Raw genomic sequence first — 25,597 nt, forward strand, 5'->3', positions numbered from 1 at the left:
TTGTTATCCGAGCTATAAGTCAGGCCGATAGAAATGAATCTGTTCCAGCTGCGTGCCTTCGACGCCGTTGCCCGTGAAGGCAGCTTCACCCGCGCTGCGGCGCGGCTGTTCATCAGCCAGCCGGCAGTGACTGGCCACGTCAAGGCGCTGGAGGAGCACTACCAGATCACCTTGCTGCGCCGCACTGCCCGGCGGGTGGAACTGACCGAAGAGGGCACCCGCCTGGCGGCGATAACCCGCGCCATGTTCGGCCTTGCCGAAGAGGCGCAGGCCATGCTCGAAGCCAACCGCCAGTTGCTGACCGGGCGTCTTGAGGTGGCCGCCGATGGCCCGCACCGGGTCATGCCGATGCTGGCTATGCTGCGCGAGCGTTACCCGGGCATCACGGTGAACCTGCGCCTGGGCAATGCCCAGGAAACCTTGGCCGCGCTGCTTGGCGAGCATGCCGATGTGGCGGTGCTGACCGAAATCGAGCCGCGCAAGGGCCTGCACCTGCAGCCTCTTTGCGAGTCGCGGCTGTGCGCCTTGCTGCCGGCGGGGCACGCCTGGGTCAGCGCCGAAGGCGACTTGCCACTGACCGAGCTGCACCAGCAGATCATGGTGCTGCGCGAGCCGAGTTCGACTACCCGGCGTACTTTCGACAAGGCCTGTATCAGGGCGGCAGTGCAGCCCAAGGTGTTGCTCGAACTGGATAGCCGTGAGGCGGTTACCGAGGCGGTGGCATCGGAGCTGGGCATTGGTGTGGTGTCATCCACCGAGGTGGCCAATGACCCGAGGGTTGTGGCACGCCCGCTGGCCGGTGCAGGGCTGGTCAATCAGCATATGGTCGGCTGCCTGGAGCGCCGTCGTGAATTGCGCCTGATCCAGGCCTTCCTGGGTTTGGCTGCCAGCCTGTAGGTCAGGGCTGGTGTTTTTTGCGAGCAGGCCTAAGATGGCCGGCATAGAGCAGACTGGATGGCCGATGAGCGAGAAAGACACCATCTCCATGCAACTGGTGCGCGAAGCGCTGTTGCAGACCTGCCCGGCCGGGCAACCCGATGCTGGCTTGCTGGCCCGTGCCGGTATCGACATCCGGCAACTTGAATTGCCCGAGGCCCGGGTCAGTGCCGAATCTTACGCAAACCTCTGGCGGCTGCTGGCCCGTCGCTGCAATGACGAATTTTTCGCCATGGACCCGCGTGGCCTGCGCACTGGCAGCCTGGCGTTCATGTGCCGGGCGAGCATGGCCCAACCAACCCTGGCTGAAGGGTTGGAAACGTTGTTGGCCTTTCTGTCCCTGATGCTCGAAGACTTGCAGCCGGGCCTGGTACGCCAGCAGAGCCTGGCCGAGATCGTCATCAACGAGCCGCGTGACCAACCTCGGCGTGCCTTCACCTATTTCACCTTCTGGATGATCGTGCACGGCGTGGCCTGCTGGCTGGCGGGGCGGCGAATTCCGATCCTGGCCGTGGACCTGCGTTGCGCCGAACCGCCGTTCTGCGATGACTACCGGGTGATGTTCTCGGAAAACCTGCAATTCGGCCGCCCACGCACGCGCATGATCATCGCCGCCGACTGCCTCGACCTGCCGCTGCGGCGCTCGGTAGATGACCTGCAGCGCTTTCTGGCCGAGGCGCCTGGCAACATTCTTGTCAAATATCGTGACCCGGCCAGCCTGGGGCGGCGTATCCGTACCAACCTGTTGCACCTGGACCCTGGCGCATGGCCCGATGCCGATGCCGTGGCCCGGCAATTGAGTCTGTCGGCCTCGACACTGCGCCGACGCCTGGGGGAGGAAGGGCAGACTTACCAAGGGTTGAAGGACAGTGTGCGGCGCGAACTGGCCATCGCCTGGCTCAGCCAGGGTGAACGGCCCATGGCCGAGATCGCCGAGCGCCTGGGCTTTGCCGACAGCAGCTCGTTCTACAAGGCATTTCGCAAATGGTTCGGCTGCAACCCAGGGCACTACCGTGCCGTGATCCAGGCGCGAGATGGGCTGCGCTGAGGAGCCAGCCCTTCCCGCTGCCGGGATGCCCTGAGCAGGCGCAGGCTGGCAGGTCGAACCATTCAGAGGTATTCGACCATGCCCGACAGGATCCCCGCAAAACTGCTGCACCCGGCTGATGACTTCATTGGCGAACACTTGCCCCCATGGCTGAAAAACGCTGCGCATGAGCAGGTCCAGGCCTTGCGTGCCAGCATGACGGCGCATCTGCAGAGCCAGAAGGACATGGCTGCGGCCCTGCAGGCGTTGCAGCCGCTCGAGCAGTTTGCCGCCCAGCGCCTGGAGCAGGCGCTGAAGGATCAGCTGAAGCTGGACATCGATGTGACCCACGACCGATGGCGGGAAGAACGCCGCCGGCTGGAGGTTGTGCAGGGCTCGGTGCGCAATTTCGAGTCGTATTTCGTGACGGTGCCGCTGCTGCAGAAACTCTTGCAGAACTTCAAGAATGGCGAGTCCTATTTCGAGCAGACAGCGGTGATCCGTGAGGGGCAAGCACCAGATGGTGCTGAGCAGGTTCTCAGCCAACGGATCGATGAAATCGTCAGTCTGTGCCGCAGGGTGGATGTGGGTAAAGCTTACCAGGAGCACTTGAAGCAAACGCTGACGTCAGCCTTCAGGCGCCAGTTGGCCAAGGATACGCGGCTGTGCATGGCGGCAGCTGTCGAGATCGCGGCCATGAAAGGGCAATTGGCGGGCAGCGATCTACGGATGCTACGCCAGTTAGGCAAGGGCGAACCTGTGCAGTTGCCTTCGAGCCTGCGCCTGGGTATGGGCGCCTTGCAGGTGCTCGGGCAAGCAGTAGGCGGCGCACTGGCATTCGAGTTGACTGGTACCGTTAGCGGCATACCTGGCCTGGTTTTCAATCCGGATCGCTTGCAGGCGGTGCTGCTCTATCTGCCAGATGATCGGGAGCAACCCTTTCAACGGTTCGACGACTGGGCATCAGCAAACCGTACCTTGGCCAGGTTGATGTGCGGTGCCGATTTTCGAAAGGCAATTGCCCGACGCATCCCCCTGGACAAGCAGGTGGACTATCAACTGCTGCTGCGCAAGCGCATGCAGGATGACGAGCCGGACCTGGAGCCCGGCATGCTTGCCAGTGACGGTGAGCTTTTTGCAAGCTTGGCTGCCAGACACGTGCGACGTATCGAGGCGGATGCTGCTTTCCTGGCCGTGCCGACGGCACAGGCGAATGCCCGGTCGGCCGCAGCGCGATTGCAGGCACTGGAAACGGCGGGCCTGGCATTGCTGAACCTGGTGGGGCTGTTCGTGCCAGTCGTTGGCACCTTGCTGCTGGTTGACCTGGCCCGACAGGTGCTTGGTCATGTGTTCGAGGGGAGCGGCGACTGGCTGCAGGGGCACCAGCACGAAGCGACGGAGCACCTGCTGCAGGTCGCAGCGACACTGGCCACTGGCGCCACCGTCACAGCAGGTGGTCAGGTGCTGCGCAGTGCCTTTGTCGAGCAGCTGGAGCCGGTTACCACCGAGGCGGGCGAGCAGCGACTGTGGCGCTACGACCTGCAGCCTTACGAGCAGCGCTCGACTACGGCATTCTTGACTGAACTGGACAATGGGCTGCTCAGCGATGGCCAGGCCTACTGGTGGCGGCGCGACGCTGTGCTTTACAGGGTACGCCGCGATGCGGCGGGCACTTGGCGATTGCTGCATCGCGACGGGCCAGGCGTGTTCGGGCCGGCGCTGGAAAGCAATGGTGAGCGTGCCTGGCGGCTTGCCTGGGAGCGTCCGCTGGCTTGGCAGGGGGCGCAGAGGCTGGTCAAAGGTCTCTGGCCTGGCCTAGCAGAGCTGGATGCGGAGCGGATCACTCAGATCCTGGTGGTAGCGGATGTGGACGAGGCGCATTTGCGCGGGCTGTGGGTGGAAGGCCGGCCCCTGCCCATAAGGTTGCGCGATACGCTGGAACGCTTTGCTGCCGATGCCCGGGTCGATGCGTTCTTTGCGCAAGTGGATGTGGCAGGCGACGACACCGAAGCGTTGCAGTGGTGTATCGACACGTTGGAACTGCAAGGGGAGAACCTGCAAGAGCAAACCCGGTCGATCCGCCAGTCAGCCGAACGGTTACGCGGGCCGATGCTGGAGCATTTCGCCCAGCGTTACCTTGCCCATGATCCACTGCTGGCCACGCTCAAGGGCAGCTTCCCCGGACTGCCAGATGCCTATGCGCTGGATTTGCTGAAAAGCGCCAGTGCCGGATTGCGCGAACGCATGACCAACGAAGCGCGAGTGCCGCTGGCATTGGCCGAGCGGGCGCGTGGCGCGCTGCAACAGGCGCGCCTGACCAGGGTGCGCGAAGTACTTTATCTACGTAACAGCTATCGTGCCGATGCAGTATCCCTGGCGTTCTCCTTGCTCCGCCGCCGTGGCTTGATGCCAGGTGGGGTGAACCTGGTACTGCGCGAGCGTTCTGCAACCGGGCCGGTGCTGGATCGGCTGTTCCCTGAACGCAGTGGTGCGCAAGCCGTCACGGAAATGGTATGGCGTGAAGGCCGCTTCGAACTGTTCGACGACATGGGCCGTACCCGCGGCATCGAGGTCGCTCAGCCTGAGGGCCTTTTCGAGGTACTTGCGGCTTGTCTACCGTCTGCGTTCCTGCAACGGCAAGGGTGGACGGGCGAGGACGTTGCAGGGAGTATCCGTTCATCGTTTCAGGCATGGCTGCCACGTGAGCGCCTGGAACTGATAAGACTGCTTGGCTGGCGTGAGGCCAGGCCCATGGCGCCCCTCATGCATCGTCTGGCCGATGGGCGGGCAGGTTATCTGCTCAGTGGCAGGGGCGCCTCCAGTCATACGCATGGGCAGGTTCTGCGGCGTCGCATCGGCAGCCTCTATCCCTCCTTCGATGATGAGGAGGTAGAGCGATACCTGCAGCTGCTATTGGCACAATCGAGCTCGGCCTATACCACGCTGTTGCGTCAGGAGGGGGACTATCGACGGCTGGATCAAGCCCTGCGGCTTTGGACTGACGCTGTTGCCGAGACAACCCGTGGCCACCGGCAGGCGGTTGCCGATGCACTTCGCCGCGCCTGGCGCCTTGAAGGGGAGAGGGTGATCTATCGCAATGGTGAGCCCGGAGGAATGCGGCTCAGCATCATCGGCGTGCCGGTGGGCAACCTGCCGACCCTGCCGGAGGGGACGGATTTTACCCACATTACGGACATGGTACTGGTCGGTATGCGCCTGGAGTCTCTTCCAACCGGCTTTCTGCGCACCTTCCCCGAGCTGCGCCGACTGGACCTTGGCAATAATGCCTTGCGTGCGATTCCGGAAGGCCTCGCCGGGCTGACGCGCCTGCGCCATCTGCGGCTGCCCCGCAACCGGATCCGGCTGACGGCACCTCATGTCGACGCGCTGGCGGGCCTGGCCCGTCTGCGCATCCTGGACCTGAGTGAAAACATGCTGGGCTCGATCAGCCTGCGCTTCAATCAGTTATCGCGCCTGCGAGAGCTACATCTGAGCCGGGCAGGTCTGCAGGCGGTGCCAAGGGGGCTGGAGTGGTGTGGCCTGCTCGAGTATGCCGATTTGCGCGGCAATCAGATATCCAGCCTGCCACAGGCGTTACTCGATGCGCCGTTGGCCTTGCGTCGGGCGGTGTGGGTCGATGGTAATCCGCTGACGGTGGCCGATCGTGAGCGTCTCCTTGTACCGGAGGCGGAACATGCCCATGGCCAGGTTCCCGATGCTGAAGAGCCTGCTGAAGCTGCCGATCCTTTGCGGGCACGAACCACCTGGCTTGGGGCGCTCGCCGATCCCGAGCAGGCGGCCAAGGCCGCACAGTGGGATGCCCTGCAGGGTGAACCTGGGCACGTGCAGTTCTTCCAGCTACTGGCTGAGCTGACCGAGAGTTCCGATTTTCGTGTGGCCCGTGACGACCTGTCGCGAAGGGTGTGGGCGATGATAGACGCTGCGACCAGCAATACACTGATTCGTGATGAACTGTTCGAGCGGGCTGCAGACCCGCGTACCTGTGTCGACAGCGTGGCGCACTGTTTCAGTCAGCTCGAAGTCCGTATGCGGGTACTGCAGGTGACTCATGGTGAAAACCCGGTCGCCACGCGTAATGCCCGCCTGCAGTTGGCACAGCGCCTGTTCCGTCTCGATCAGGTGGAGCACTTTGCCCGTGCCGATTTCCAGGCACGGCTGGCCGAAGGGCGAGGGGTGGATGAGGTCGAGGTCAGCCTGGCCTACCGTACAGGTCTGGCAAGCCGCCTGAACCTGATCGGGCAACCGCGCAGCATGCAGTTCCGCCAGGTTGCTGGTGTGGCCAGTGAGGACCTGGATCGCGTCTACCTGGCTGTCTTGAACGCCGAAGCGGGTGATGAGCGGGTTCGCTACATCAGCCAGCGAGACTACTGGCAGGCGTACCTGCGTGAACGCTACCCCGAGGCGTTCGAGCAGATCTCCAGTGACTTCAGCAAGCAACTGGACTTGCTTGAGGAAGAGAAAGAAGCCTTGGGCAGCGGCGCTTATGTCCAGCGCTGCGAGCAACTGCGCCGGGATACCGAGCAAGCCTTCGATGCGCTTGCCTTGCGGCTCACCCAGGATGAAATGAACGTGTCGGCACCTCTTGCAGAACAACACATAAGTCATTGATTCAGGGGGCCCCTGTAGGAGCGGCTTTAGCCGCGAACACCGGCGCAGCCGGTGCCATGCACCGCGTTGGATTCTTCGCGGCTAAAGCCCACAGAGTACGTGGATTGCTTGCAATTTCAGTTATCTACGCGACAGCGCAGCCCAAAGGCAACCTCCCATGCGTCCAGGCTCGATCTTGCTTAGCCGAATTTCCTCCTGCACGAAGCGCTCGTGCAGGAGGAGGGTGATCGCCTTCCCTGTCGCCTGGAGATCGCCATGCCTGAACTGCACGAACATGCCAAGCTTGCCTACCCGGTAAACGACTTCATTGTCGAGATACTGCCTGAATGGCTGAAGAAGGCCAGGAAGGAATCGATCAATGCACTGCGTGCAGCGTCGACTGCCCACCTGGCGAGCCGCAAGCAGCTGGCACCGTTATTGGGCCGCTTGCTGCCGCTCGATCAATTCGCCAAGGAGCGCCTTGGTCCCGCCATCGAAGCGAAACTTGAGATGCAACTCGATCTGGACAAGGCGGTGTGGCGCGAAGAGCGTCTTCGCGTCATCGCTCGGCCTTTCGACCCCGTACCAGGACTGTTGCCCCCGGACCTGCAGCAGGTGCTGGTCTACGAGCCGTTGTTGCAGAAACTGTTGCAGAACTTCACGGATGGCGAGTCGTTCTTCGAACAGACGGCGGTCATCAGGCAGCAACCGGCCGAGGGCTCATCGGCACAGGTGCTGAGCTGGCAGATCGATGACCTGGTCGCCTTGTGTCGGGATACCGATGTCGGTGGGGCTTACCAGCTCCACCTTGACCAGGTGCTGACGCCGGAACTGACCACGGCACTGGGCAATGACCAACGCACCGGTCTGGCGTTGGTGATTGAAACCGCCGCGCTGCGGGCACAGCTCAAAAACAGTGATCTGGACATGCTTCGCCTGCTTGTCCAGGGCAAGGTCGCTCGCCATGCTCAGGGTTGGAACGGCGTTGCCAGGGCCTTGCGCGTTCTCGATTGCCGAGTGGAGGGTGCCATGGCCTTCGAACTGGTCGAACCACCACGTCGGCAGAGTGATGTCCCGGCTGGCCCGCCAGGCAGTCTCAAGGGCGTGATTCTGTACTTGCCGGACGACCATGAGCAGCCCTTGCGGCGGTTTGCTGACTGGGATGCCGTGAATGATGCGCTGGTAGGGCAAATGCGGGACGCGTCATTCAGAAGCGCGTTCGTCCAGCGCATCGCATTAAGCCAGCGGGCTGAATTCCTGATGTTGCTGGATAAGCGCATGAGTGACGATCAACCGGACCTGCAGCCATCCCGGCTTACGGTAAAGGGCAACATCTTCATCGATGCAGCCAGGCGACATACATGGCGCATCAGGGAAGACGCTCGCTTCCTGGCGGTACCAACCGCCGAAGTGGACCGCCGCGCCAGCGCTGACCGGCTGGCAGCGCTCGAGGAGGCGGGGCTGGCGCTGGTTGGCCTGGCAGGGCTGTTCGTGCCAGCCATCAATGCCGTGCTGCTGGGCGACTTTGCCAGGCAGTTGCTGACCCAGGTATATGAAGGCGCCAGCCACTGGGCGCAGGGGCATCAGCATGAGGCGCTGGAGCATCTGGTGGACCTCGTCGCATCTGTAGCCGTGCTGGGAACGGCCGCAGCGGGAATACATACCGTCCGCTGCGCCTTTGCCGACACCCTCGAGCCCGTTACCACCGAGTCGGGCTCGCAGCGGCTCTGGCAGAATACCCTGAGCTCTTATCGTACGGCAGGCTCCGACATTTCGCTGACCGAGCGGCACGATGGCTTGTTTTCTGGGGACGACCAGCTCTGGTGGCATGACCAGGGCACCTTCTACGCTGTGCGCCAGGACAGCGAAGGTAGCTGGCGGTTGCTGCATCAGGATGGCACCGAACGGTTCGGCCCGGCTTTGCGAGGCAATGGCGAGCGTGGCTGGTGGCTGCGCATTGACCGTCCCCTGGAGTGGCAGGGCAATGCGAGGCTGTTGACCGCCCTGTGGCCAGCTGCTAGGGCACTGTCTGACGAGCAGGTTGGGCAAATCCTGACAGTGGCCGGGCTGGATGAGGCGATGCTGCGGCAGTTACTGGTGGAAAGCCGGCCGCTGCCGGTCGCGCTGCGAGACACGCTGCAGCGGTTTGCGGTGCAGGCTGAGAATGAAGCATTTTTTGCTCAGACCAGTGAAGGGCAGCAGTACGCCGAGCGCCTGAGTTGGTGCATCGAAGAGTTGTCGCTGCAGGGCCAGGACCCGGCCGAACAGATGGATGAAATCCACGAGGCTGCACAGCGCTTGCGCCAGCCCATGCTTGATCATTTTGCCGAAGCCAGCCTGCCAGACGACCCGGCGATGGCTGTGATCCGGCGCGACTTCCCCGGCCTGCCCAAGGCGTATGCGCTGGATCTGCTTAAAGCCGCTTCGCCTCTCATGCGCCAGCGGATGGTCGAGGATTTCCGCTTGCCGTTGGCTTTGGCCCAGCAGGCGCGGCTCCTGCTGCTGGAGGTGCGGCTGGTAAGAATGCGCGAGGCCTTGTACCTGCAGGGCAGCTATTGTGCCGAGCTGGTGCGCCTGGTCTTTGCGCTTCTGCGACGTCAAGGCGTTGCCACAGAGCAGATGAACCTGGTGTTGCGCGACCGGACCGCCACCGGCGCTGTGCAGGAGCGGTTGTTGCCAGCCTTTGGTGATGCCACTCAGGCCTTCGACCTGGTATGGAAAGACGGCAGCTTCCAACTGTATGACGAAAGAGGCCTGGCCAGCGATCTTGAGGTGGCTGAGCCGCAAGGTGTGTTCGAAGTACTGGCGGCAGTACTTTCTGAAAGTTTCCTTCAGCGTTCGGGTTGGGTTGGTAAAGATGTGCCTGGCCTCATCCGGGCCAGTATGCAGGCCTGGTTGCCGGGTGATCGCAAGGCCTTGCTGGCATTGCTGGACTGGCGAGAAGCCAGGCCGTTGGGCGCTTCGATCCAGCGCCTGGGTGATGGCAGGGTGGGTTACCCCCTGGGCCCTGTGCTGTCGTGCCTGGAGTCACCGGCGTGTACCCTGCGGCGTCGGGTGCGTAGCCTTTACCCCGGTTTCAGCGAAGCACAGGTCGAGCGGTTCATTCACTTCTTGCTTCTACGCAGGTCCTCTCCCTTTACCACCTTGCTGCGGCAGGAAATGGAATATGCAGCGCTGGACCGCAGCTTGAGAGCCTGGGCACGACAGGGGGATGCCGGGCAGTGGAGGCTGCGCACGTCGGCTGGCGACGAAATTCGCCGCGTCTGGCGCCTGGAGGGGCCGCGGATCGAGGATGACGTGGAGGGCGAAAACGAGGAGGACCCACGCTGGAGCATGCGTTTGTCCCTTTCCAGTTGGCCGTTGGGGGACTTGCCCGATATTCCTGCGGGCACTGACTTTTCTCATGTGACGCGTTTGACCCTGGTCAATTTGCGGCTCACGGTGTTGCCCGCGGGCTTCCTTGAAAATTTCCCCTCCCTGCAGAACCTCGACCTGAGTTTCAACGAACTTCACGCGCTGCCACAGGGGCTGGAACGCCTTCACGATCTGCGCGAGCTGACCCTGGCCGGTAACCGTCTGCGTCTGACACAGGCACAGGCCGATGTGCTGGCCGGTCTTACCGCGTTGCGCCACCTCGACCTGAGTGACAACCCGCTCGGCGCTGCTACCTTGCGGGTCGGGCGACTGGCTGACTTGCATGCGCTGGTCATGCGAAGTGCCGGCCTGCGGGCGATGCCCGAAGAGCTCGAGCGCTGTGAACGGCTCACGTTCATCGATTTTCGCAATAACCAGATCGAAGCCCTGCCACCCGCACTGCTGCGCTCCCGCGTGATGCGGCGTCAGGTGATGGTCCTAACTGGCAACCCGGTTGTTGCGACACTTGACAGTCAATTGCTTCGACATCGCTTGGCGCCCATCGAGAATGTCGAGCCTGCACTGTCCGCCAACAGGTGGCTGTCGACCCTTGATGCAGCTGAATACACGGCCCGCAGTACGCAGTGGGACACGCTACGTGCCACGCCGGGCAGTGACGCGTTCTTCGGTCTGCTCGACGAGTTGGTCGAGAGTGCCGATTTCAGGGCCGCTGCGCAGGCTACTGCCGAGCGGGTCTGGCGCGTTGTCGGAGCGGCCGCTGACGACCCACGCATTCGTCAGGACTTGTTCGACATTGCCGCAGATCCGCGTACGTGCGCCGACAGTGTGGCTCATTGCTTCAGCAACCTTGAGGTGCAGATGCACGTGTCGCAGTTCACTCACAACGGCGCGCCCGGTGCCACCAGCGTCGAGCGCATGCAACTTGCCCAGCGGCTGTTCCGCCTGGAGAGGGTCAATGCCCTGGCCCGGGCGTTCATGGATGAACGTTACGGAAGCGGGCAGTGGCAAGTTACGCACGCAGAGGAGGAGGTGGAGGTGAGCCTGGCCTTCCGCACCGGCCTGGCCGAGCGCCTGAACCTGCTGGGGCAGCCGAGAAACATGCTGTTCGGCTCTCTGGCAGGTGTCACCCAAGCGGATCTGGACAACGCTTATCAGCAGGTACTGAGCGCCGAAACGGGCGAGGAGCGGGCTGTCTTCATCAGTCAGCGCGACTTCTGGGTAGCAGCCTTGCGTGAACAGCACGCCGAGGCATTCTCAGCCATCGATGATGCGTTCCAGAAACGATGGCAGGCTGTCGAAAGCCAGTGGGAGTCGGCAGCCACCAGTGAAGCAGCATTGGGTCATCAGGAGTACCTGCGTCAGGCCACGGACCTGCGAAGGGAGCGCGAGATGGCGTTAGCCGCACTGGCCTTGAGACTGACCCGCGAAGCCTTGGAAACCCCTGTGTAGCAATTCTGTACAAGCGGCCAAACCGATCATCCAGATTGACAGCTTTGGCCATTGTCGCCACGCCCGGGCGGCGCGAACATCATCGGACCGATGGTTCACTCCAAAAACAAGAAACCAGGAGTCCGACGATGCGCGATTACGCCGAGGCCGCTCGTGCGTTCGACCATGCCCAGGCCGCTGCGGCGGCACTGCATGGCAACCTCGAAGCCCTCAATGCCTGTGTCGAATGCTGTGACCGCCATGCAGGTGAGGGCAAGCTGGCGCTGATCTACGAAGACCGCGATGGCAACAGTGCCCGCTACAGCTTCGATCAGCTCAAAAAACAGGCCGCCCGCTTCGCCAACGTGCTCAAGACGCAGGGCGTAGGCCCCGGTGATCGGGTTGCCGGGTTGATGCCGCGAACCCCCGAGCTGCTTGTTACCATTCTCGCTACCTGGCGCCTCGGCGCGGTATACCAGCCGCTGTTCACTGCGTTCGGCCCCAAGGCTATCGAGCACCGGCTTGAGCAATCCCATGCCCGCGTGGTCATCACCGACAGCCACAACCGCGCCAAGCTCGACGATGTGCACGCCTGCCCTACCATCATCACTGTCAAGGCCCGCAGCGGCGAGCTGGACTTCCAGCAGTGCCTGGACAGTGCCGCAGACGTATGCGAGCCGGTGATGCGCTCGGGCAACGACCCGTTCCTGCTGATGTTCACCTCCGGCACCACCGGCCCGGCCAAACCGCTGGAAGTGCCGCTGCGCGCCATCGTCGCGTTCCAGGGCTACATGCGCGATGCCATCGACCTGCGCCCCGAGGACAACTTCTGGAACCTGGCCGACCCGGGCTGGGCCTATGGCCTGTATTACGCAGTCACTGGCCCGCTGTCGCTGGGCCATGCCACCACCTTCTACGATGGCCCGTTCAGTGTTGAAAGCTGCGCGCGGGTGATCGACAAACTGGGCATCACCAACCTGGCCGGCTCGCCCACCGCGTACCGCCTGCTGATTGCTGCCGGGAATGGCTTCGCCGCGCCGATCAAGGGCCGCCTGCGGGTAGTCAGCAGTGCCGGCGAACCGCTCAACCCGGAGGTGATCCGCTGGTTCGCCGACGAACTGGGTGTGACCATCCACGATCACTACGGGCAGACCGAGCTGGGCATGGTGCTGTGCAACCACCATGGCCTGCAGCACCCGGTACACCTGGGCTCGGCAGGCTTCGCCATCCCTGGCCACCGCATCGTGGTGCTGGACGAGCAGGGCAACGAACTGCCCGCCGGCCAGCCGGGCATCCTCGCGGTCGACCGCGAGCAGTCGCCGTTGTGCTGGTTCGCGGGCTACCACGGCCTGCCGACCAAAGCCTTTGTCGGCCAGTACTACCTCAGCGGCGACACCGTCGAGCTGAACCAGGACGGCAGCATCAGCTTCGTCGGCCGTAGCGACGATGTGATCACCACCTCCGGCTACCGGGTTGGTCCGTTCGATGTGGAGAGCGCACTGATCGAGCACCCGGCGGTGATCGAAGCGGCGGTGATTGGCAAACCGGACCCCGAGCGTACCGAGTTGATCAAGGCCTTCGTGGTATTGACCAGTGGTTACCAGGGCAGTGCCGAGCTTGAAGAGGCTTTGCGCCAGCACGTGCGCCAGCGCCTGTACGCCCATGCTTACCCACGAGAAATCGAATTCGTCAGCGAGCTGCCCAAGACCCCGAGCGGCAAGCTGCAACGCTTCATCCTGCGCAACCAGGAAGTCGCCAAACAACAAGCGCAACAGGCCACCCCTGCCAGCGCCTGAAAGGAAATCGATCATGCAAATAGCCAACAAACACTTCATCGTCAGCGGCGCTGCCTCCGGGCTGGGCGCTGCCACCGCGCAGATGCTGGTCGAGGCCGGCGCCAAGGTCATGCTGGTCGACCTCAATGCCCAGGCCGTTGAGGCCAAGGCACGCGAGCTGGGCGGCAACGCCCGTTTCGCGGTGGCCGACATCAGCGACGAGCAAGCGGCGCAGGCTGCGGTCGATGCGGCCGTCAGCGCTTTTGGCAGCATTCACGGGCTGGTCAACTGCGCCGGCATCGTCGGTGCCGAAAAGGTATTGGGCAAACAGGGCCCGCATGGCCTGACCAGCTTCGCCAAGGTCATCAACGTCAACCTGATCGGCAGTTTCAACCTGCTGCGCCTGGCCGCTGCGGCCATGGCCGAAGGGGCTGCCGATGAGGGGGGCGAGCGCGGGGTGATCATCAACACCGCCTCCATCGCCGCCTATGACGGCCAGATCGGTCAGGCCGCCTACGCAGCTTCCAAGGGCGCCATCGCCAGCCTGACCCTGCCGACTGCCCGTGAACTGGCGCGCTTCGGCATCCGTGTAATGACCATTGCCCCTGGCATCTTCGAAACGCCGATGATGGCCGGCATGACCGAGGAAGTGCGCGCCTCGCTGGCTGCCGGTGTGCCGTTCCCGCCGCGCCTGGGTCGCCCGCAGGAATACGCCGCGCTGGCCCGTCACATCATCGAGAACAGCATGCTCAACGGTGAGGTGATTCGCCTCGACGGTGCACTGCGCATGGCTGCCAAGTAAGGAGAACGAACATGACCCTCGCCAATGACCCGATCGTTATCGTCAGCGCCGTGCGTACACCCATGGGTGGCCTGCAGGGCGACCTCAAGAGCCTGACTGCGCCACAACTGGGCAGCGCGGCCATCCGTGGCGCCGTGGAGCGCGCCGGCATCGATACCGCCAGTGTCGAACAGGTGCTGTTCGGCTGCGTGCTGCCGGCGGGCCAGGGCCAGGCCCCGGCCCGCCAGGCCGCGCTGGGCGCCGGGCTGGACAAGCACACCACATGCACCACCCTGAACAAGATGTGCGGCTCGGGCATGCAGGCGGCGATCATGGCCCATGACCTGCTGCTGGCCGGCACCGCCGATGTGGTTGTGGCCGGTGGCATGGAAAGCATGACCAACGCGCCATACCTGTTGGACAAGGCCCGTGGCGGCTACCGCATGGGCCACGGCAAGATCATCGACCACATGTTCATGGATGGCCTGGAGGACGCCTACGACAAAGGCCGCCTGATGGGCACCTTTGCCGAAGACTGCGCCCAGGCCAACGCCTTCAGCCGCGAGGCTCAGGACCAGTTCGCCATTGCCTCGCTGACCCGTGCCCAGGACGCGATCAAGAGCGGCCGGTTTGCCGCCGAGATCGTACCGGTGGAGGTCACCGAGGGTAAGGAAAAACGCGTCATCAAGGACGACGAACAGCCGCCCAAGGCGCGCCTGGACAAGATTCCGCAGCTCAAGCCGGCGTTCCGCGAAGGCGGCACGGTAACCGCAGCCAACTCCAGCTCGATTTCCGACGGCGCTGCGGCGCTGGTACTGATGCGCCGATCCGAAGCCGACAAGCGCGGCCTCAAGCCGCTGGCGGTGATCCACGGCCACGCCGCCTTCGCCGACACCCCAGCTCTGTTCCCGACCGCACCGATCGGTGCCATCGACAAGCTGATGAAACGCACCGGCTGGAACCTGGCCGAGGTCGACCTGTTCGAGATCAACGAGGCCTTCGCCGTGGTCACCCTGGCGGCCATGAAGCACCTCGACCTGCCGCACGACAAGGTCAATATTCATGGCGGTGCCTGTGCCCTCGGCCACCCGATCGGCGCTTCCGGCGCGCGCATCCTGGTGACCCTGCTGTCGGCCCTGCGCCAGAACAACCTGCGCCGCGGCGTGGCGGCCATCTGCATTGGCGGTGGCGAGGCCACGGCCATGGCCGTCGAATGCCTGTACTGAGGTGAACCATGCTGGTAACTGACGAGCAACAACAGATCGCCGACGCGGTGCGCGCCTTTGCCCAGGAGCGCCTGAAGCCGTTTGCCGAGCAATGGGACAAGGCGCACCGCTTTCCCAAGGAGGCCATCGAGGAGATGGCCGAGCTGGGCCTGTTCGGCATGCTGGTGCCGGAGCAGTGGGGCGGCAGCGACACCGGCTACGTGGCCTATGCCATGGCCCTGGAGGAAATCGCTGCCGGTGACGGCGCCTGCTCGACCATCATGAGCGTGCACAACTCGGTGGGCTGTGTGCCGATCCTGCGTTTTGGCAGCGAGCAGCAGAAGGAGCAGTTCCTCACCCCGCTGGCCAGCGGTGCGATGCTCGGTGCCTTTGCCCTGACCGAACCGCAGGCCGGTTCCGACGCCAGCAGCCTGAAGACCCGTGCTCGTCTGGATGGCGACCACTACGTGCTCAACGGCAGCAAGCAGTTCATCACCTCCGGGCAGAACGCCGGGATGGTGATCGTGTTCGCCGTGACCGACCCGGACGCCGGCAAGCGCGGTATCAGTGCCTTTATCGTGCCTACTGATTCGCCCGGCTATCAGGTGGCGCGGGTCGAGGACAAGCTCGGCCAGCACGCCTCCGACACCTGCCAGATCGTCTTCGACAATGTGCGTGTGCCGGTGGCCAACCGCCTGGGCGCCGAAGGCGAAGGCTACAAGATCGCCTTGGCCAACCTCGAAGGCGGCCGCATCGGCATCGCCTCGCAGGCGGTGGGCATGGCCCGTGCTGCGTTCGAAGTGGCGCGCGACTATGCCAACGAGCGACAGAGCTTCGGCAAGGCGCTGATCGAACACCAGGCGGTGGCCTTCCGCCTGGCCGACATGGCGACGAAAATTGCTGTGGCCCGGCAGATGGTGCTGCATGCTGCCGCACTGCGTGATGCCGGGCGCCCGGCATTGGTGGAGGCCTCGATGGCCAAGCTGTTTGCCTCGGAGATGGCCGAAAAGGTCTGTTCGGATGCCTTGCAGACCCTGGGCGGTTATGGCTATCTGAGTGACTTCCCGCTGGAGCGGATCTACCGCGACGTTCGGGTTTGCCAGATCTACGAAGGCACCAGCGACATTCAGCGCATGGTCATTGCGCGCAATCTTTGAAGGAGCAGTCTGCATGGCATTCGAAACCATCCTGTTGGACATCCACGGCAAGGTCGGCCTGATCACCCTCAACCGCCCGCAGGCGCTGAACGCGCTGAACGCGCAGATCGTCGGCGAGATCAACCAGGCCCTGGACCAGCTCGAGCGTGACCCGAACATCGGCTGCGTGGTGCTGACCGGCTCCGCCAAGGCCTTTGCCGCTGGCGCCGACATCAAGGAAATGGCCGAGCTGCAATACCCGCAAATCTACGTTGACGACCTGTTCAGCGATTCCGACCGTATTGCCAACCGGCGCAAGCCGATCATTGCTGCAGTGTCCGGTTTTGCCCTGGGCGGCGGCTGCGAGCTGGCGATGATGTGTGACTTCATCCTGGCGGCGGACAATGCCAGGTTCGGCCAGCCGGAAATCAACCTTGGCGTGCTGCCGGGCATGGGCGGCACCCAGCGCCTGACCCGTGCGGTGGGCAAGTCCAAGGCCATGGAACTGTGCTTGACTGGTCGCCTGATGGGGGCTGAGGAAGCCGAGCGTGCTGGCCTTGTGGCACGTATCGTGCCGCAGGCGGAGCTGGTGGAAGAGGCGCTGAAGGTGGCGGCGACCATTGCCAGCAAGTCGATTCCGGTGAGCATGATGGTGAAAGAGAGCGTCAATCGTGCGTTCGAAGTCACCCTTAGCGAGGGTGTGCGCTTTGAGCGACGGGTGTTCCATGCCGCCTTTGCCACTGAAGACCAGAAAGAGGGGATGGCTGCGTTCATTGCCAAGCGTGAGGCGCAGTTCAAGGATTGTTGATCTGGTTGGGGATTTGCGCTGGGCCTCTGGGTGCATGCCTTGAGAGGTCCGGCGCCTGTGAGATCGAGCGCCGCCCGCGCGGCGCATCGCGAGCGAAGCTCGCTCCTACATTTGTTTTGGGCCAGTAACGCCTGCGCCAACGCGCGCGACCGCCTTGTTTGTTCCTCACGATATCGAGGTGGACACCAAAGGGCCGCGCGCCTCTGCCTCAGGATCGACTGGCCCGAAACAGATGTAGGAGCGAGCTTCGCTCGCGATGCGCCGCGCGGGCGGCGCTCGATCTTCCAGACGCTGCAAATGCTGTGGCGAGCACCTAGCGGCCCTGGCCCAATTCCCCGCCATGCTCCACGGCCCCTACCAAGCATCTTCTTTGCACCGACCAGCGGATTCCGAGCAATAGAAGCAAATTCACACCCATTTGCAGTTGCTCCACGCGACGCAGCGCCTTAGACTGCCGCCCCCTGTAAAAGAGTGCCGGTTGGCGCTTGAAGAATTCCGCTGCCGATGCCAAGGCGTCGGCGGCACCCGAATCGCCCAAATGCACATTTTTTCATAGAGAAATCGATGACCAAGGAACAGTTGCTGGCCATGTCGGCCGATGACTACATGAACGCTGACCAGCTGGCTTTCTTTGCTGGCCTGCTGCAGGCGATGAAAGTCGAAACCCATGAACGCATCGAGCTGAGCCGTGCCACCATCGAAGGCCTGGACACCCCGTCGGACCCTGCCGACGTGGCTTCGGTCGAAGAAGAGCGTAGCTGGCTGGTGAATGCCATCGACCGTGACCAGCGCCTGCTGCCGCAGTTGGAAATGGCCCTGGACCGTATTGCCGACGAAAGCTTCGGCTGGTGCGATGACAGCGGTGAGCCGATCGGCCTGAAGCGCCTGCTGATCAGCCCGACCACCAAGTACTGCATCGAAGCCCAGGAGCGCCACGAGCAGCTCGACCGCCACCAGCGCCAGGTGTAACCCCGCGCGGTGTGCCAAGCCCCACGGAGCGATCCCTGGGGCTTTTTGCATTTCTTGTCGGCGGCGGTTTTGTTGCCCCGCACGTAACACTGCTGTACCGGGATGTGCTGTTTCCACGCCGCGAGCAGGCGTATCATGGCTTTATCGTTAGGGTGCTAATTAAATTCCGGAGGGAATGATGAATAGCCGGGTCGATGTAGCCGTGATGATTGGTTCGGGTGTGCCGGCCACACTGCGGGCATTGGGTAAACGTATCTGCTGGGTAGTGCTGGTCAATGGCGAGCGCCGTGGTACTGCATTCGCCACACGCGAAGAGGCGCTGGAGTGCCAGACGGCCTGGCAGCAGCAGTTGAAGAAGGGCTTGGCTGCCTGAGCGCATTGAGTGCTTCCGGCGAGTGAGCGGAGTGTTGTTCCGGGCATTCTCCTGTAAGAAATGCACTTTGCCTCTCGACGGATTTCGGTGTTTTCGTGCATATTCTTCCCCCAGTAATGCGCTGATGAATTGCAGGGCCCGTTCTCACGTGCGCTCTGGCATTGCCTGCCGCATCTTTCCTGGCGGTTTTGCTGTCAGACATTACGCTTCCCGAATCGGGAATATGCCGAAAGCCTGTATTGAGGCCATATCTGGCAAGCCAGAGTAAAGAATCCTGCGCGCTGCATCGCTAGCGGGCACAGACATTTCGCATATCGTTTTATTACTCTTTTCGCCTATCGATTAGAAATGACCGTGTCTCACCGAGCTTGGGTGAGGGCGGGTTGTAACCGGTTGAGGATTACTTCATTGGCAGTCAGCACTCTTGATACTCATGCGTTGTTCGCCCTGGGCGACTTGCGCGGTAAATTGGCCCAGCTGTTTCAGGGCCGCTTTGTCTATGTCACCGAACAGAATCCTGAAGGCCTGTACATGGCCGAAATCGACACCGAAAGTGCATTGGTGGTCGATGACAAGCAGCGTTTGGAGCTGAAGGTCGGCGACCACTTTCGTGCCGCCGTACTGCCCAGCCGCGAAGGCGGCAAACTGGAAATGCGCTTTCGCGAAATCAAGCTGAACGTATATGGCGTGGGCGATTACGCCTTTGTGTCGGTACCCGAAGGCGAGGGCATCGTGTTCCGTGAAGGCCACGGTGTGATGCTGGTGTTCGCCGCCCAGCAACAAGTGCAGGAAGGCCTGGGCAAGTTGCTCAAGGCGGTGACCGGCAAGGTTGCCAAATGGCGCAAAGGTGAGCTGACCACCTTCAAGGCCAGTGAATGACCCACAGTGACGACGCGCCTGCAACGCGTGCCGAGTTCCATCGGCAGCACCAGGCGGATGCCGTGGCCGAGGCCGAGCGTTTGCTGGCCAGGCGCGAAGAACTGCAAGGCGCCTGGTTGAACTGGGTGGCAGGCGAATTGTACCGCCTCGGCCCGCCGCCTTATGCGGCCATGGTCCGGCGCGAGTTGCAGCGCCTTGCCCAAGGGTGACGCGGCGACCTTTCAGTTACCGCGATCGCGGCCGCTGCTGACTTCTTCAGGTACCGGCTCGTTTGCCATGCGCTTGCGGAACAGCGCTGCCCGCGCCAGCAACAGCGTGGTCACCGGTACGGTGATCGACAGCAGGATCGGAATCAGCCAGGCGTGCAGCACCGGCGCTTCCTTGAGCCAGGAAAAGTAGATGATCGAGGCCAGTGCCACGCACCAGGCACCAATGGTCGAGGCCAGTGCCGGCGGGTGCATGCGCTGGAAGTAGTCCTTCAGGCGCAACAGGCCAACGGCACCGATCAGGGCGAACAGGCTGCCGGTCAGCAGCAGCGCGGCGGTGACCAGCTCCAGCCAGAAGGGGAGTTGCAGGGTTTCAGTCATTCGATCACCTCACCGCGCAGCAGGAACTTGGCCAGGGCAAACGAGCCAACGAAACCGAACAGCGCAATCAGCAGGGCACCTTCGAAGTAGGTGTCACTGGCATAACGGATTCCCAGCACCAGCATGGTCAGCATGGCCAGGATGTACAGGTAGTCCAGCGCCAGCACCCGGTCCTGGGCGGACGGGCCGCGGAACAGCCGGATCAGCGCCAGGGCCATGGCCAGGGCGAAGATGAACAGGCTGGCGAGGACAGCATTGGCGAGCAGGCCTGTCATTGGAAAATCTCCATCAGCGGGCGTTCGTAGGTGTCCTTGAAGTGCTGGATGAAGGCCGCCTCATCGTCCAGGTCGAACACATGCAGCAGCAATACGCTGCGGTCCAGCGCCAGTTCGGACCAGACCGTGCCGGGCACCACCGTGGTAATCATCGACAACGCCGCCAGGCCATGCGGGTCGCGCAGGGCCAGCGGGATGTGCACGAACGCCGAGCGTGGCGGCTGCTTGCCGGCCCGCAGCACGCCACGGGCAACCAGCAGGTTGGACATGATCACATCGATGCCGACCCGGCCAATCAGCCGGGCGATGGCCAGCGGCCGCCGCACATGGGCATGCTGCGGGCGCAGCGGTGCCATCAGCAGCGGCGCCAGCACGCCGAGCGCGGCAGCCAGCAGCAGGTTGCCGGGGCTGACTGAAAGGTTCAGCAACAGCCACAGGCCGAACAGTGAAACCGATAACAGCGGTGCGGGGAACAGTCGATTCATGGCTGCACCTGTACGTCGAGCGAGGTGGGGCCAGGAATCGGCCGGGCGGCCATCACGGCTTCGATATAGGCGTCGGGGGCCTGCAGGCTGGCGGCGGTGTCCTGGGTGTAGCGCAGCAGCGGTTCAGCCTTGACGCTGAGGATGATGCACAGGCCGAGCAGGATGACGATGGGCAGGCATTCATAGCGGCGCAGCACCGGCGATGGGCGCTCCTCGGGCTTCCAGAAGCGCTGGATGCCGACGCGGCCGAAGGCGATCAGCGAGGCCATGCCAGACAGGATCAGCAACGCCACCAGGCCCCAGCCCGCCGTGCCCAGCGGTTGCTCGGGTGGCACACCCAGCCCCTGCGGGTTGAACAGCGCGCTGATCAGGTTGAGCTTGCCGACAAAGCCAGACAGCGGCGGCATGCCGATGATCAGCAGGGCGCAGGCGATGAAGCTGAGGCCGAGGAAGGCCATGGTCCACGGGATGATCTGGCCGATCACCACCTTTTGCTCATCGTCGAGGTTGATGCCCTTGGGCGGGTGCAGTGACTCTAGCGGTGGCGGCATGGCGCCTTCTTCGTCCTCAAGTGGCGCTTCGTTGGCTGAACGCGAACGTTCGACCAACTCGGCGAGCAGGAACAGCGCGCACAGCGCCAGCGTCGAGTTGACCAGGTAGAACAGTGCCGCACCGGTCAGCGCCGACTGAGCAAAACCGACGGCGCCGAGCAGGGTGCCGGCCGAGACCAGGATGCTGAGGGCAGCCATGCGCTCCAGGCGCTGCGCGGCCAGTATCGATACCGCCGCCACCGCCAGGGTGACCAGACCACCGTACACCAGCCATTCACCACCGAAGTGTGCCGAGGCCCCGGCCTGCCCGGAGAACAGCAGCGTCCACAGGCGCAGCACGGCATACAGGCCGACCTTGGTCATGATGGCAAACAGCGCCGCCACCGGCGCGCTGGCCGAGGCATAGGCCGGTACCAGCCAGAAGTTCAGCGGCCAGATGCCTGCCTTGACCAGGAAGGCCATGGCCAGGATCGCCGCGCCAGCGTGCAACAGGCCACGGTCTGCCTCCGGCACCAGCGGAATCTTCAGGGCCAGGTCGGCCATGTTCAGTGTGCCGGTCACGCCATACAGCATCGCTGCACCGATCAGGAACAGCGACGAAGCGAACAGGTTGATGGCAATGTAGTGCAGGCCGGCACGCACCCTGGCGCGGCCCGAGCCATGCAGCAGCAGGCCATAGGAAGCGGCCAGCAGCACTTCGAAGAACACGAACAGGTTGAACAGGTCGGCGGTGAGGAAGGCGCCGTACAGGCCCATCAACTGGATCTGGAACAGTGCGTGGAAGCTGGCCCCGGCACCGTCCCAGCGGGCGCGGGCAAACAGCAGGGCGCTGAAACCGATGATGCCGGTTAGGGTCAGCAGCAGGGCCGACAGGTGGTCGACCACCAGCACGATGCCGAACGGCGCTGGCCAGTTGCCCGGCAGGTAGACACCGATCGATTCCGCCTGGCCCTGGGTGCGCACCCACTGCAGCAGGCTGACCGCGATGGCCAGGCCGGCGAAGGTCGACAGCAGGTTCAGCCGGGCCTTGATCTGTCGGTGTTTCTCGCCCAGCAGCAACATCACTGCCGCCGTCACCAGCGGCAACAGAATGGGCGCGATGATCAGTTGGCTCATGCCACTCATTCGTCACGCTCCCGGCCATCCACGTGGTCGGTACCGGTCAGGCCGCGCGATGCCAGCAACACCACCAGGAACAGCGCGGTCATGGCGAAGCTGATGACGATGGCGGTGAGCACCAGGGCCTGCGGCAGCGGGTCGGTATAGTGCAGCAGGTCCTGGGGCACGCCGTCCTTGATGATTGGTTCCTTGCCGATGAACAGGCTACCCATGCTGAAGATGAACAGGTTGACCCCGTACGACAGCAGGCACAGGCCCATGATCACCTGGTAGGTTCGCGGGCGCAGGATCAGCCACACCCCCGAGGCGGCCAGGACGCCGATGGCAACTGCAATCACTTCTTCCATCAGGCGGCTCCTGCTTGGCTGGTTTTCGCCGGGTTGCCCGGGCGGTAGGCGCGCACCGACTGGTGCGCCAGGGCAGTGAGGATCAGCAGGGTCGAGCCGACCACCACGGTGAACACGCCGACATCGAAGAACAGCGCGCTGGCCACGTGCACATCACCGAGCAACGGCAGGTGCAGGTGGGCGGTATGGGTGGTGAGGAACGGGTAGCCCAGCAGCATGGCGCCCACCCCGGTCAGGGTTGCGCACAGTAGCCCGGTGCCCATCCAGCGCAGCGGGCGCAGGCTCATCTGCGCCTCGACCCACTGGGTGCCGGCCACCATGTACTGCAGGATGAACGCCACCGACATCACCAGGCCGGCGACAAAGCCGCCACCGGGCTGGTTGTGGCCGCGCATGAACAGGTACATCGACACCAGCAGGGCGATCGGCAGCAGCAGGCGCACCAGTACCGCGGGCACCATCATGAAGCCCAGGGCGGTGTCGGTGGCATGCCGCGGGTTGATCAGGTCGGTGACCACGTCGGGTGCCAGCTGGCGCTGCTGCGCCGGCAGTTGCATGCTTTCCTTCGGCGGGCGGAAGCGCCGCAACAGGGCGAACACGGTCAACGCCACGGCCACCAGCACGGTGATTTCACCAAGGGTATCGAAGCCACGGAAGTCGACCAGCATGACGTTGACCACGTTGGTGCCACCGCCCTGGGGCAGCGCCCGGCTCAGGTAGAACGAGGAAATGTCGTTGGGCGTCGGCCTGGTCAGCATGGCGTAGGACAGCACGGCCATGCCGCCACCTACCAGCACCGCCAGCAACAGGTCGCGTAGGCGGCGCATGCGTGCGCGCTCCTGGCTGCCCGGAAGTGGTGATACGCCTTCGATCCGCCGCGGCAGCCAGCGCAGGCCGAGCAGGATCAGCACGGTGGTGACCACTTCCACTACCAGCTGGGTCAGGGCCAGGTCGGGCGCGGAGAACCAGACGAAGGTGATGCAGGTCATCAGGCCGCAGACGCTGACCATGATCAATGCCGCCAAGCGGTGATACTTGGCCTGGTAGGCGGCGCCGATGGCGCAGGCAATGGCGATCAGCCACAGCGCGACGAACACGCCCGAGCCCGGAATCTTCGGCCGGTCGCCCCAGCTCAGGCCGCTGTAGAGCATAGGTGTGAGGCCGGCGAGGAAGGCGGCGAGCACCAGCATGAACAGCTGCGACTGCAGGCGGCGGCTGGTGAGCAGGCGCTCGATGCGCCGGGCCAGCAGCATCAGTTGCACCTGGCCGTGTTCGAACAGGCGCTTGCCGTTGAAGCGCTCGATCACCGGCGGGTAGGGGAAGCGGCCCAGGCGCAGCTGCTTGCGCAGCAACAGGTACAGCACGATACCGCCGCTCATGGCCACCAGGCTCATGATCAGCGGCGCGTTCCAGCCATGCCAGATGGCCAGGCTGTATTCCGGCAGGGTGCCGCCTACCACCGGCAGGGCAGCGGCGGCCAGCAGCGGGCCGACCGACTGGGCAGGGAAGATGCCCACCACCAGGCAGGTGAGCACCAGCAGTTCGACCGGCGCACGCATCCAGCGTGGCGGTTCGTGCGGGGTATGCGGGAGGTCTTGCGCAGTGGGGCCGAAGAACACATCGACGGTGAAGCGCAGGGCATAGGCCACGCTGAAGGTGCCGGCCAGGGTGGCGATCACCGGCAGCGTAGCCTCGACCCAGGCGGTGGAGCTGATGAACACCGTTTCGGCGAAGAACATTTCCTTGGACAGAAAGCCGTTCATCAATGGCACGCCGGCCATCGAGGCGCTGGCCACCATGGCCAGGGTGGCGGTGTATGGCACCAGGCGGATCAGCCCGCTGAGGCGGCGGATGTCACGGGTGCCGCTTTCGTGGTCGATGATGCCGGCGGCCATGAACAGCGAGGCCTTGAAGGTGGCGTGGTTGAGAATATGGAACACCGCTGCGACGGCGGCCAGCGGGCTGTTCAGGCCCAGCAGCAGGGTAATCAGGCCCAGGTGGCTGATGGTCGAGTACGCCAGCAGGCCCTTGAGGTCGTTCTGGAACATGGCGGCGAAGGCGCCGAGCAGCAGGGTGAGGGCGCCGGCACCGCCGACGATCCAGAACCACTCCTCGCTGCCCGACAGCACCGGCCATAGTCGCGCCAGCAGGAACACCCCGGCCTTGACCATGGTCGCCGAGTGCAGGTAAGCCGATACCGGGGTGGGAGCCGCCATGGCGTGGGGCAGCCAGAACTGGAAGGGGAATTGTGCGCTCTTGCTCAGGGCGCCGATGAGGATCAGCGGCAGCAGCACCGGGTACAGTGCATGCTGGCGGATGGTGTTGCCGGCAGCCAGGACCTTGTCCAGGTCGTAGCTGCCGACCACATGGCCGAGCAGCAGGGCACCCACCAGCAGGCACAAACCGCCTGCGCCCGTGACCATCAGCGCCATGTAGGCGCCGCGGCGGGCGTCGGCACGGTGGTGCCAGTAGCCGATCAGCAGGAAGGAGAACAGGCTGGTGAGTTCCCAGAAGAACACCAACTGGATCAGGTTGCCGGAGATCACCAGGCCGAGCATGGCGCCCATGAAAGCGAGGAAGAAGGCGAAGAAGCGCGGTACCGGGTCTTGCGGCGACATGTAGTAGCGGGCATACAGCGACACCAGCGCACCAATGCCCAGCACCAGCAGCGAGAACAGCCAGGCGAAGCCGTCCATGCGCAACACCAGGTTCAGCCCCAGGCTGGGCAGCCAGAGGAACTCTTCGCGAATTACGCCACCGTGGGCAACCTGAGGGTACAGCAGTGCTACCTGGACAGTGCCGACCAGGGCCACGAGCCCGGCGAGAATGGACTCCGCGTTACGTGCGTTGTGCGGCAGCACGGCTGCCAGGCAACTGCCCACGAACGGCAGAAGCAATAGCACTATCAATGACATAGCGTTCTATTCTGGAGA

General features: G+C 63.6%; 19 protein-coding genes. 13 read left to right on the forward strand and 6 right to left on the reverse strand.

From position 1 onward, the window contains the following. Positions 1-33 precede the first annotated feature (33 nt). The 13 genes from A4C63_RS18475 (at position 34) to A4C63_RS18540 (ending at position 19,509) form a co-directional block, all read left to right on the forward strand. On the forward strand, positions 34-897 hold the full coding sequence (locus A4C63_RS18475; RefSeq protein WP_063913955.1) for a LysR substrate-binding domain-containing protein: 864 nt from the start codon (positions 34-36) through the stop codon (positions 895-897). 64 nt (positions 898-961) lie between these two features. Beyond that, positions 962-1,984, forward strand: coding sequence for an AraC family transcriptional regulator (locus A4C63_RS18480; protein WP_063913956.1), 1,023 nt, complete (start codon positions 962-964; stop codon positions 1,982-1,984). Positions 1,985-2,062: 78 nt separating this feature from the next. Continuing rightward, on the forward strand, positions 2,063-6,592 hold the full coding sequence (locus A4C63_RS18485; RefSeq protein ID WP_063913957.1) for an NEL-type E3 ubiquitin ligase domain-containing protein: 4,530 nt from the start codon (positions 2,063-2,065) through the stop codon (positions 6,590-6,592). A gap of 255 nt (positions 6,593-6,847) precedes the next feature. Continuing rightward, positions 6,848-11,395 (forward strand): NEL-type E3 ubiquitin ligase domain-containing protein, encoded by a 4,548-nt coding sequence (locus A4C63_RS18490; protein ID WP_063913958.1) that lies wholly within the window; start codon positions 6,848-6,850, stop codon positions 11,393-11,395. Between the two features lie 128 nt (positions 11,396-11,523). Continuing rightward, a complete protein-coding gene (locus A4C63_RS18495) occupies positions 11,524-13,170 on the forward strand; it encodes an acyl-CoA synthetase (protein ID WP_063913959.1) in 1,647 nt (548 codons plus the stop codon). Between the two features lie 13 nt (positions 13,171-13,183). Further along, entirely contained in the window at positions 13,184-13,951 is a 768-nt protein-coding gene (locus tag A4C63_RS18500; protein ID WP_063913960.1) for an SDR family NAD(P)-dependent oxidoreductase, read from the forward strand. Positions 13,952-13,962: 11 nt separating this feature from the next. Next, positions 13,963-15,156: an acetyl-CoA C-acyltransferase gene (locus A4C63_RS18505; RefSeq protein ID WP_063913961.1), complete on the forward strand. Its 1,194-nt coding sequence runs from the start codon at positions 13,963-13,965 to the stop codon at positions 15,154-15,156. A gap of 8 nt (positions 15,157-15,164) precedes the next feature. Continuing rightward, complete coding sequence (locus tag A4C63_RS18510; protein WP_063913962.1) at positions 15,165-16,292, forward strand: acyl-CoA dehydrogenase; 1,128 nt, start codon at positions 15,165-15,167, stop codon at positions 16,290-16,292. A 13-nt stretch (positions 16,293-16,305) separates the two neighbouring features. Continuing rightward, a complete protein-coding gene (locus A4C63_RS18515) occupies positions 16,306-17,079 on the forward strand; it encodes an enoyl-CoA hydratase (protein ID WP_063913963.1) in 774 nt (257 codons plus the stop codon). A gap of 564 nt (positions 17,080-17,643) precedes the next feature. Further along, positions 17,644-18,048, forward strand: a complete 405-nt coding sequence (locus tag A4C63_RS18525) for a TraR/DksA C4-type zinc finger protein (protein ID WP_003259022.1) — start codon at positions 17,644-17,646, stop codon at positions 18,046-18,048. Between the two features lie 178 nt (positions 18,049-18,226). Continuing rightward, the gene (locus A4C63_RS18530; protein ID WP_063913965.1) at positions 18,227-18,421 is read left to right on the forward strand and encodes a hypothetical protein; all 195 of its coding nucleotides are present in this window, start codon (positions 18,227-18,229) and stop codon (positions 18,419-18,421) included. A 408-nt stretch (positions 18,422-18,829) separates the two neighbouring features. Then, complete coding sequence (locus tag A4C63_RS18535; RefSeq protein ID WP_063913966.1) at positions 18,830-19,300, forward strand: hypothetical protein; 471 nt, start codon at positions 18,830-18,832, stop codon at positions 19,298-19,300. Then, entirely contained in the window at positions 19,297-19,509 is a 213-nt protein-coding gene (locus A4C63_RS18540) for a hypothetical protein (protein WP_003259019.1), read from the forward strand. The genes A4C63_RS18535 and A4C63_RS18540 overlap by 4 nt, the downstream gene beginning before the upstream one ends. A gap of 12 nt (positions 19,510-19,521) precedes the next feature. Here the strand turns inward: A4C63_RS18540 and A4C63_RS18545 are convergent, their stop codons facing one another. Genes A4C63_RS18545 through A4C63_RS18570 form a run of 6 tightly spaced genes read right to left on the reverse strand, consistent with a single transcriptional unit; the run spans position 19,522 to position 25,579 of the window. Then, positions 19,522-19,887: a Na+/H+ antiporter subunit G gene (locus A4C63_RS18545; RefSeq protein ID WP_063913967.1), complete on the reverse strand. Its 366-nt coding sequence runs from the start codon at positions 19,885-19,887 to the stop codon at positions 19,522-19,524. Further along, complete coding sequence (locus A4C63_RS18550) at positions 19,884-20,162, reverse strand: K+/H+ antiporter subunit F (RefSeq protein WP_003259015.1); 279 nt, start codon at positions 20,160-20,162, stop codon at positions 19,884-19,886. The genes A4C63_RS18545 and A4C63_RS18550 overlap by 4 nt, the downstream gene beginning before the upstream one ends. Then, positions 20,159-20,647: a Na+/H+ antiporter subunit E gene (locus A4C63_RS18555; protein WP_025338379.1), complete on the reverse strand. Its 489-nt coding sequence runs from the start codon at positions 20,645-20,647 to the stop codon at positions 20,159-20,161. Before A4C63_RS18555 ends, A4C63_RS18550 begins: the two co-directional genes overlap by 4 nt. After that, a complete protein-coding gene (locus A4C63_RS18560; RefSeq protein WP_063913968.1) occupies positions 20,644-22,323 on the reverse strand; it encodes a monovalent cation/H+ antiporter subunit D in 1,680 nt (559 codons plus the stop codon). The genes A4C63_RS18555 and A4C63_RS18560 overlap by 4 nt, the downstream gene beginning before the upstream one ends. Next, on the reverse strand, positions 22,320-22,664 hold the full coding sequence (locus A4C63_RS18565; RefSeq protein ID WP_013971840.1) for a Na+/H+ antiporter subunit C: 345 nt from the start codon (positions 22,662-22,664) through the stop codon (positions 22,320-22,322). The genes A4C63_RS18560 and A4C63_RS18565 overlap by 4 nt, the downstream gene beginning before the upstream one ends. Next, positions 22,664-25,579: a monovalent cation/H+ antiporter subunit A gene (locus A4C63_RS18570; RefSeq protein ID WP_063913969.1), complete on the reverse strand. Its 2,916-nt coding sequence runs from the start codon at positions 25,577-25,579 to the stop codon at positions 22,664-22,666. Before A4C63_RS18570 ends, A4C63_RS18565 begins: the two co-directional genes overlap by 1 nt. Positions 25,580-25,597: the final 18 nt, after the last annotated feature.

The sequence above is a fragment of the Pseudomonas sp. p21 genome (assembly GCF_001642705.1).
Classification (GTDB): Bacteria; Pseudomonadota; Gammaproteobacteria; order Pseudomonadales; family Pseudomonadaceae; genus Aquipseudomonas.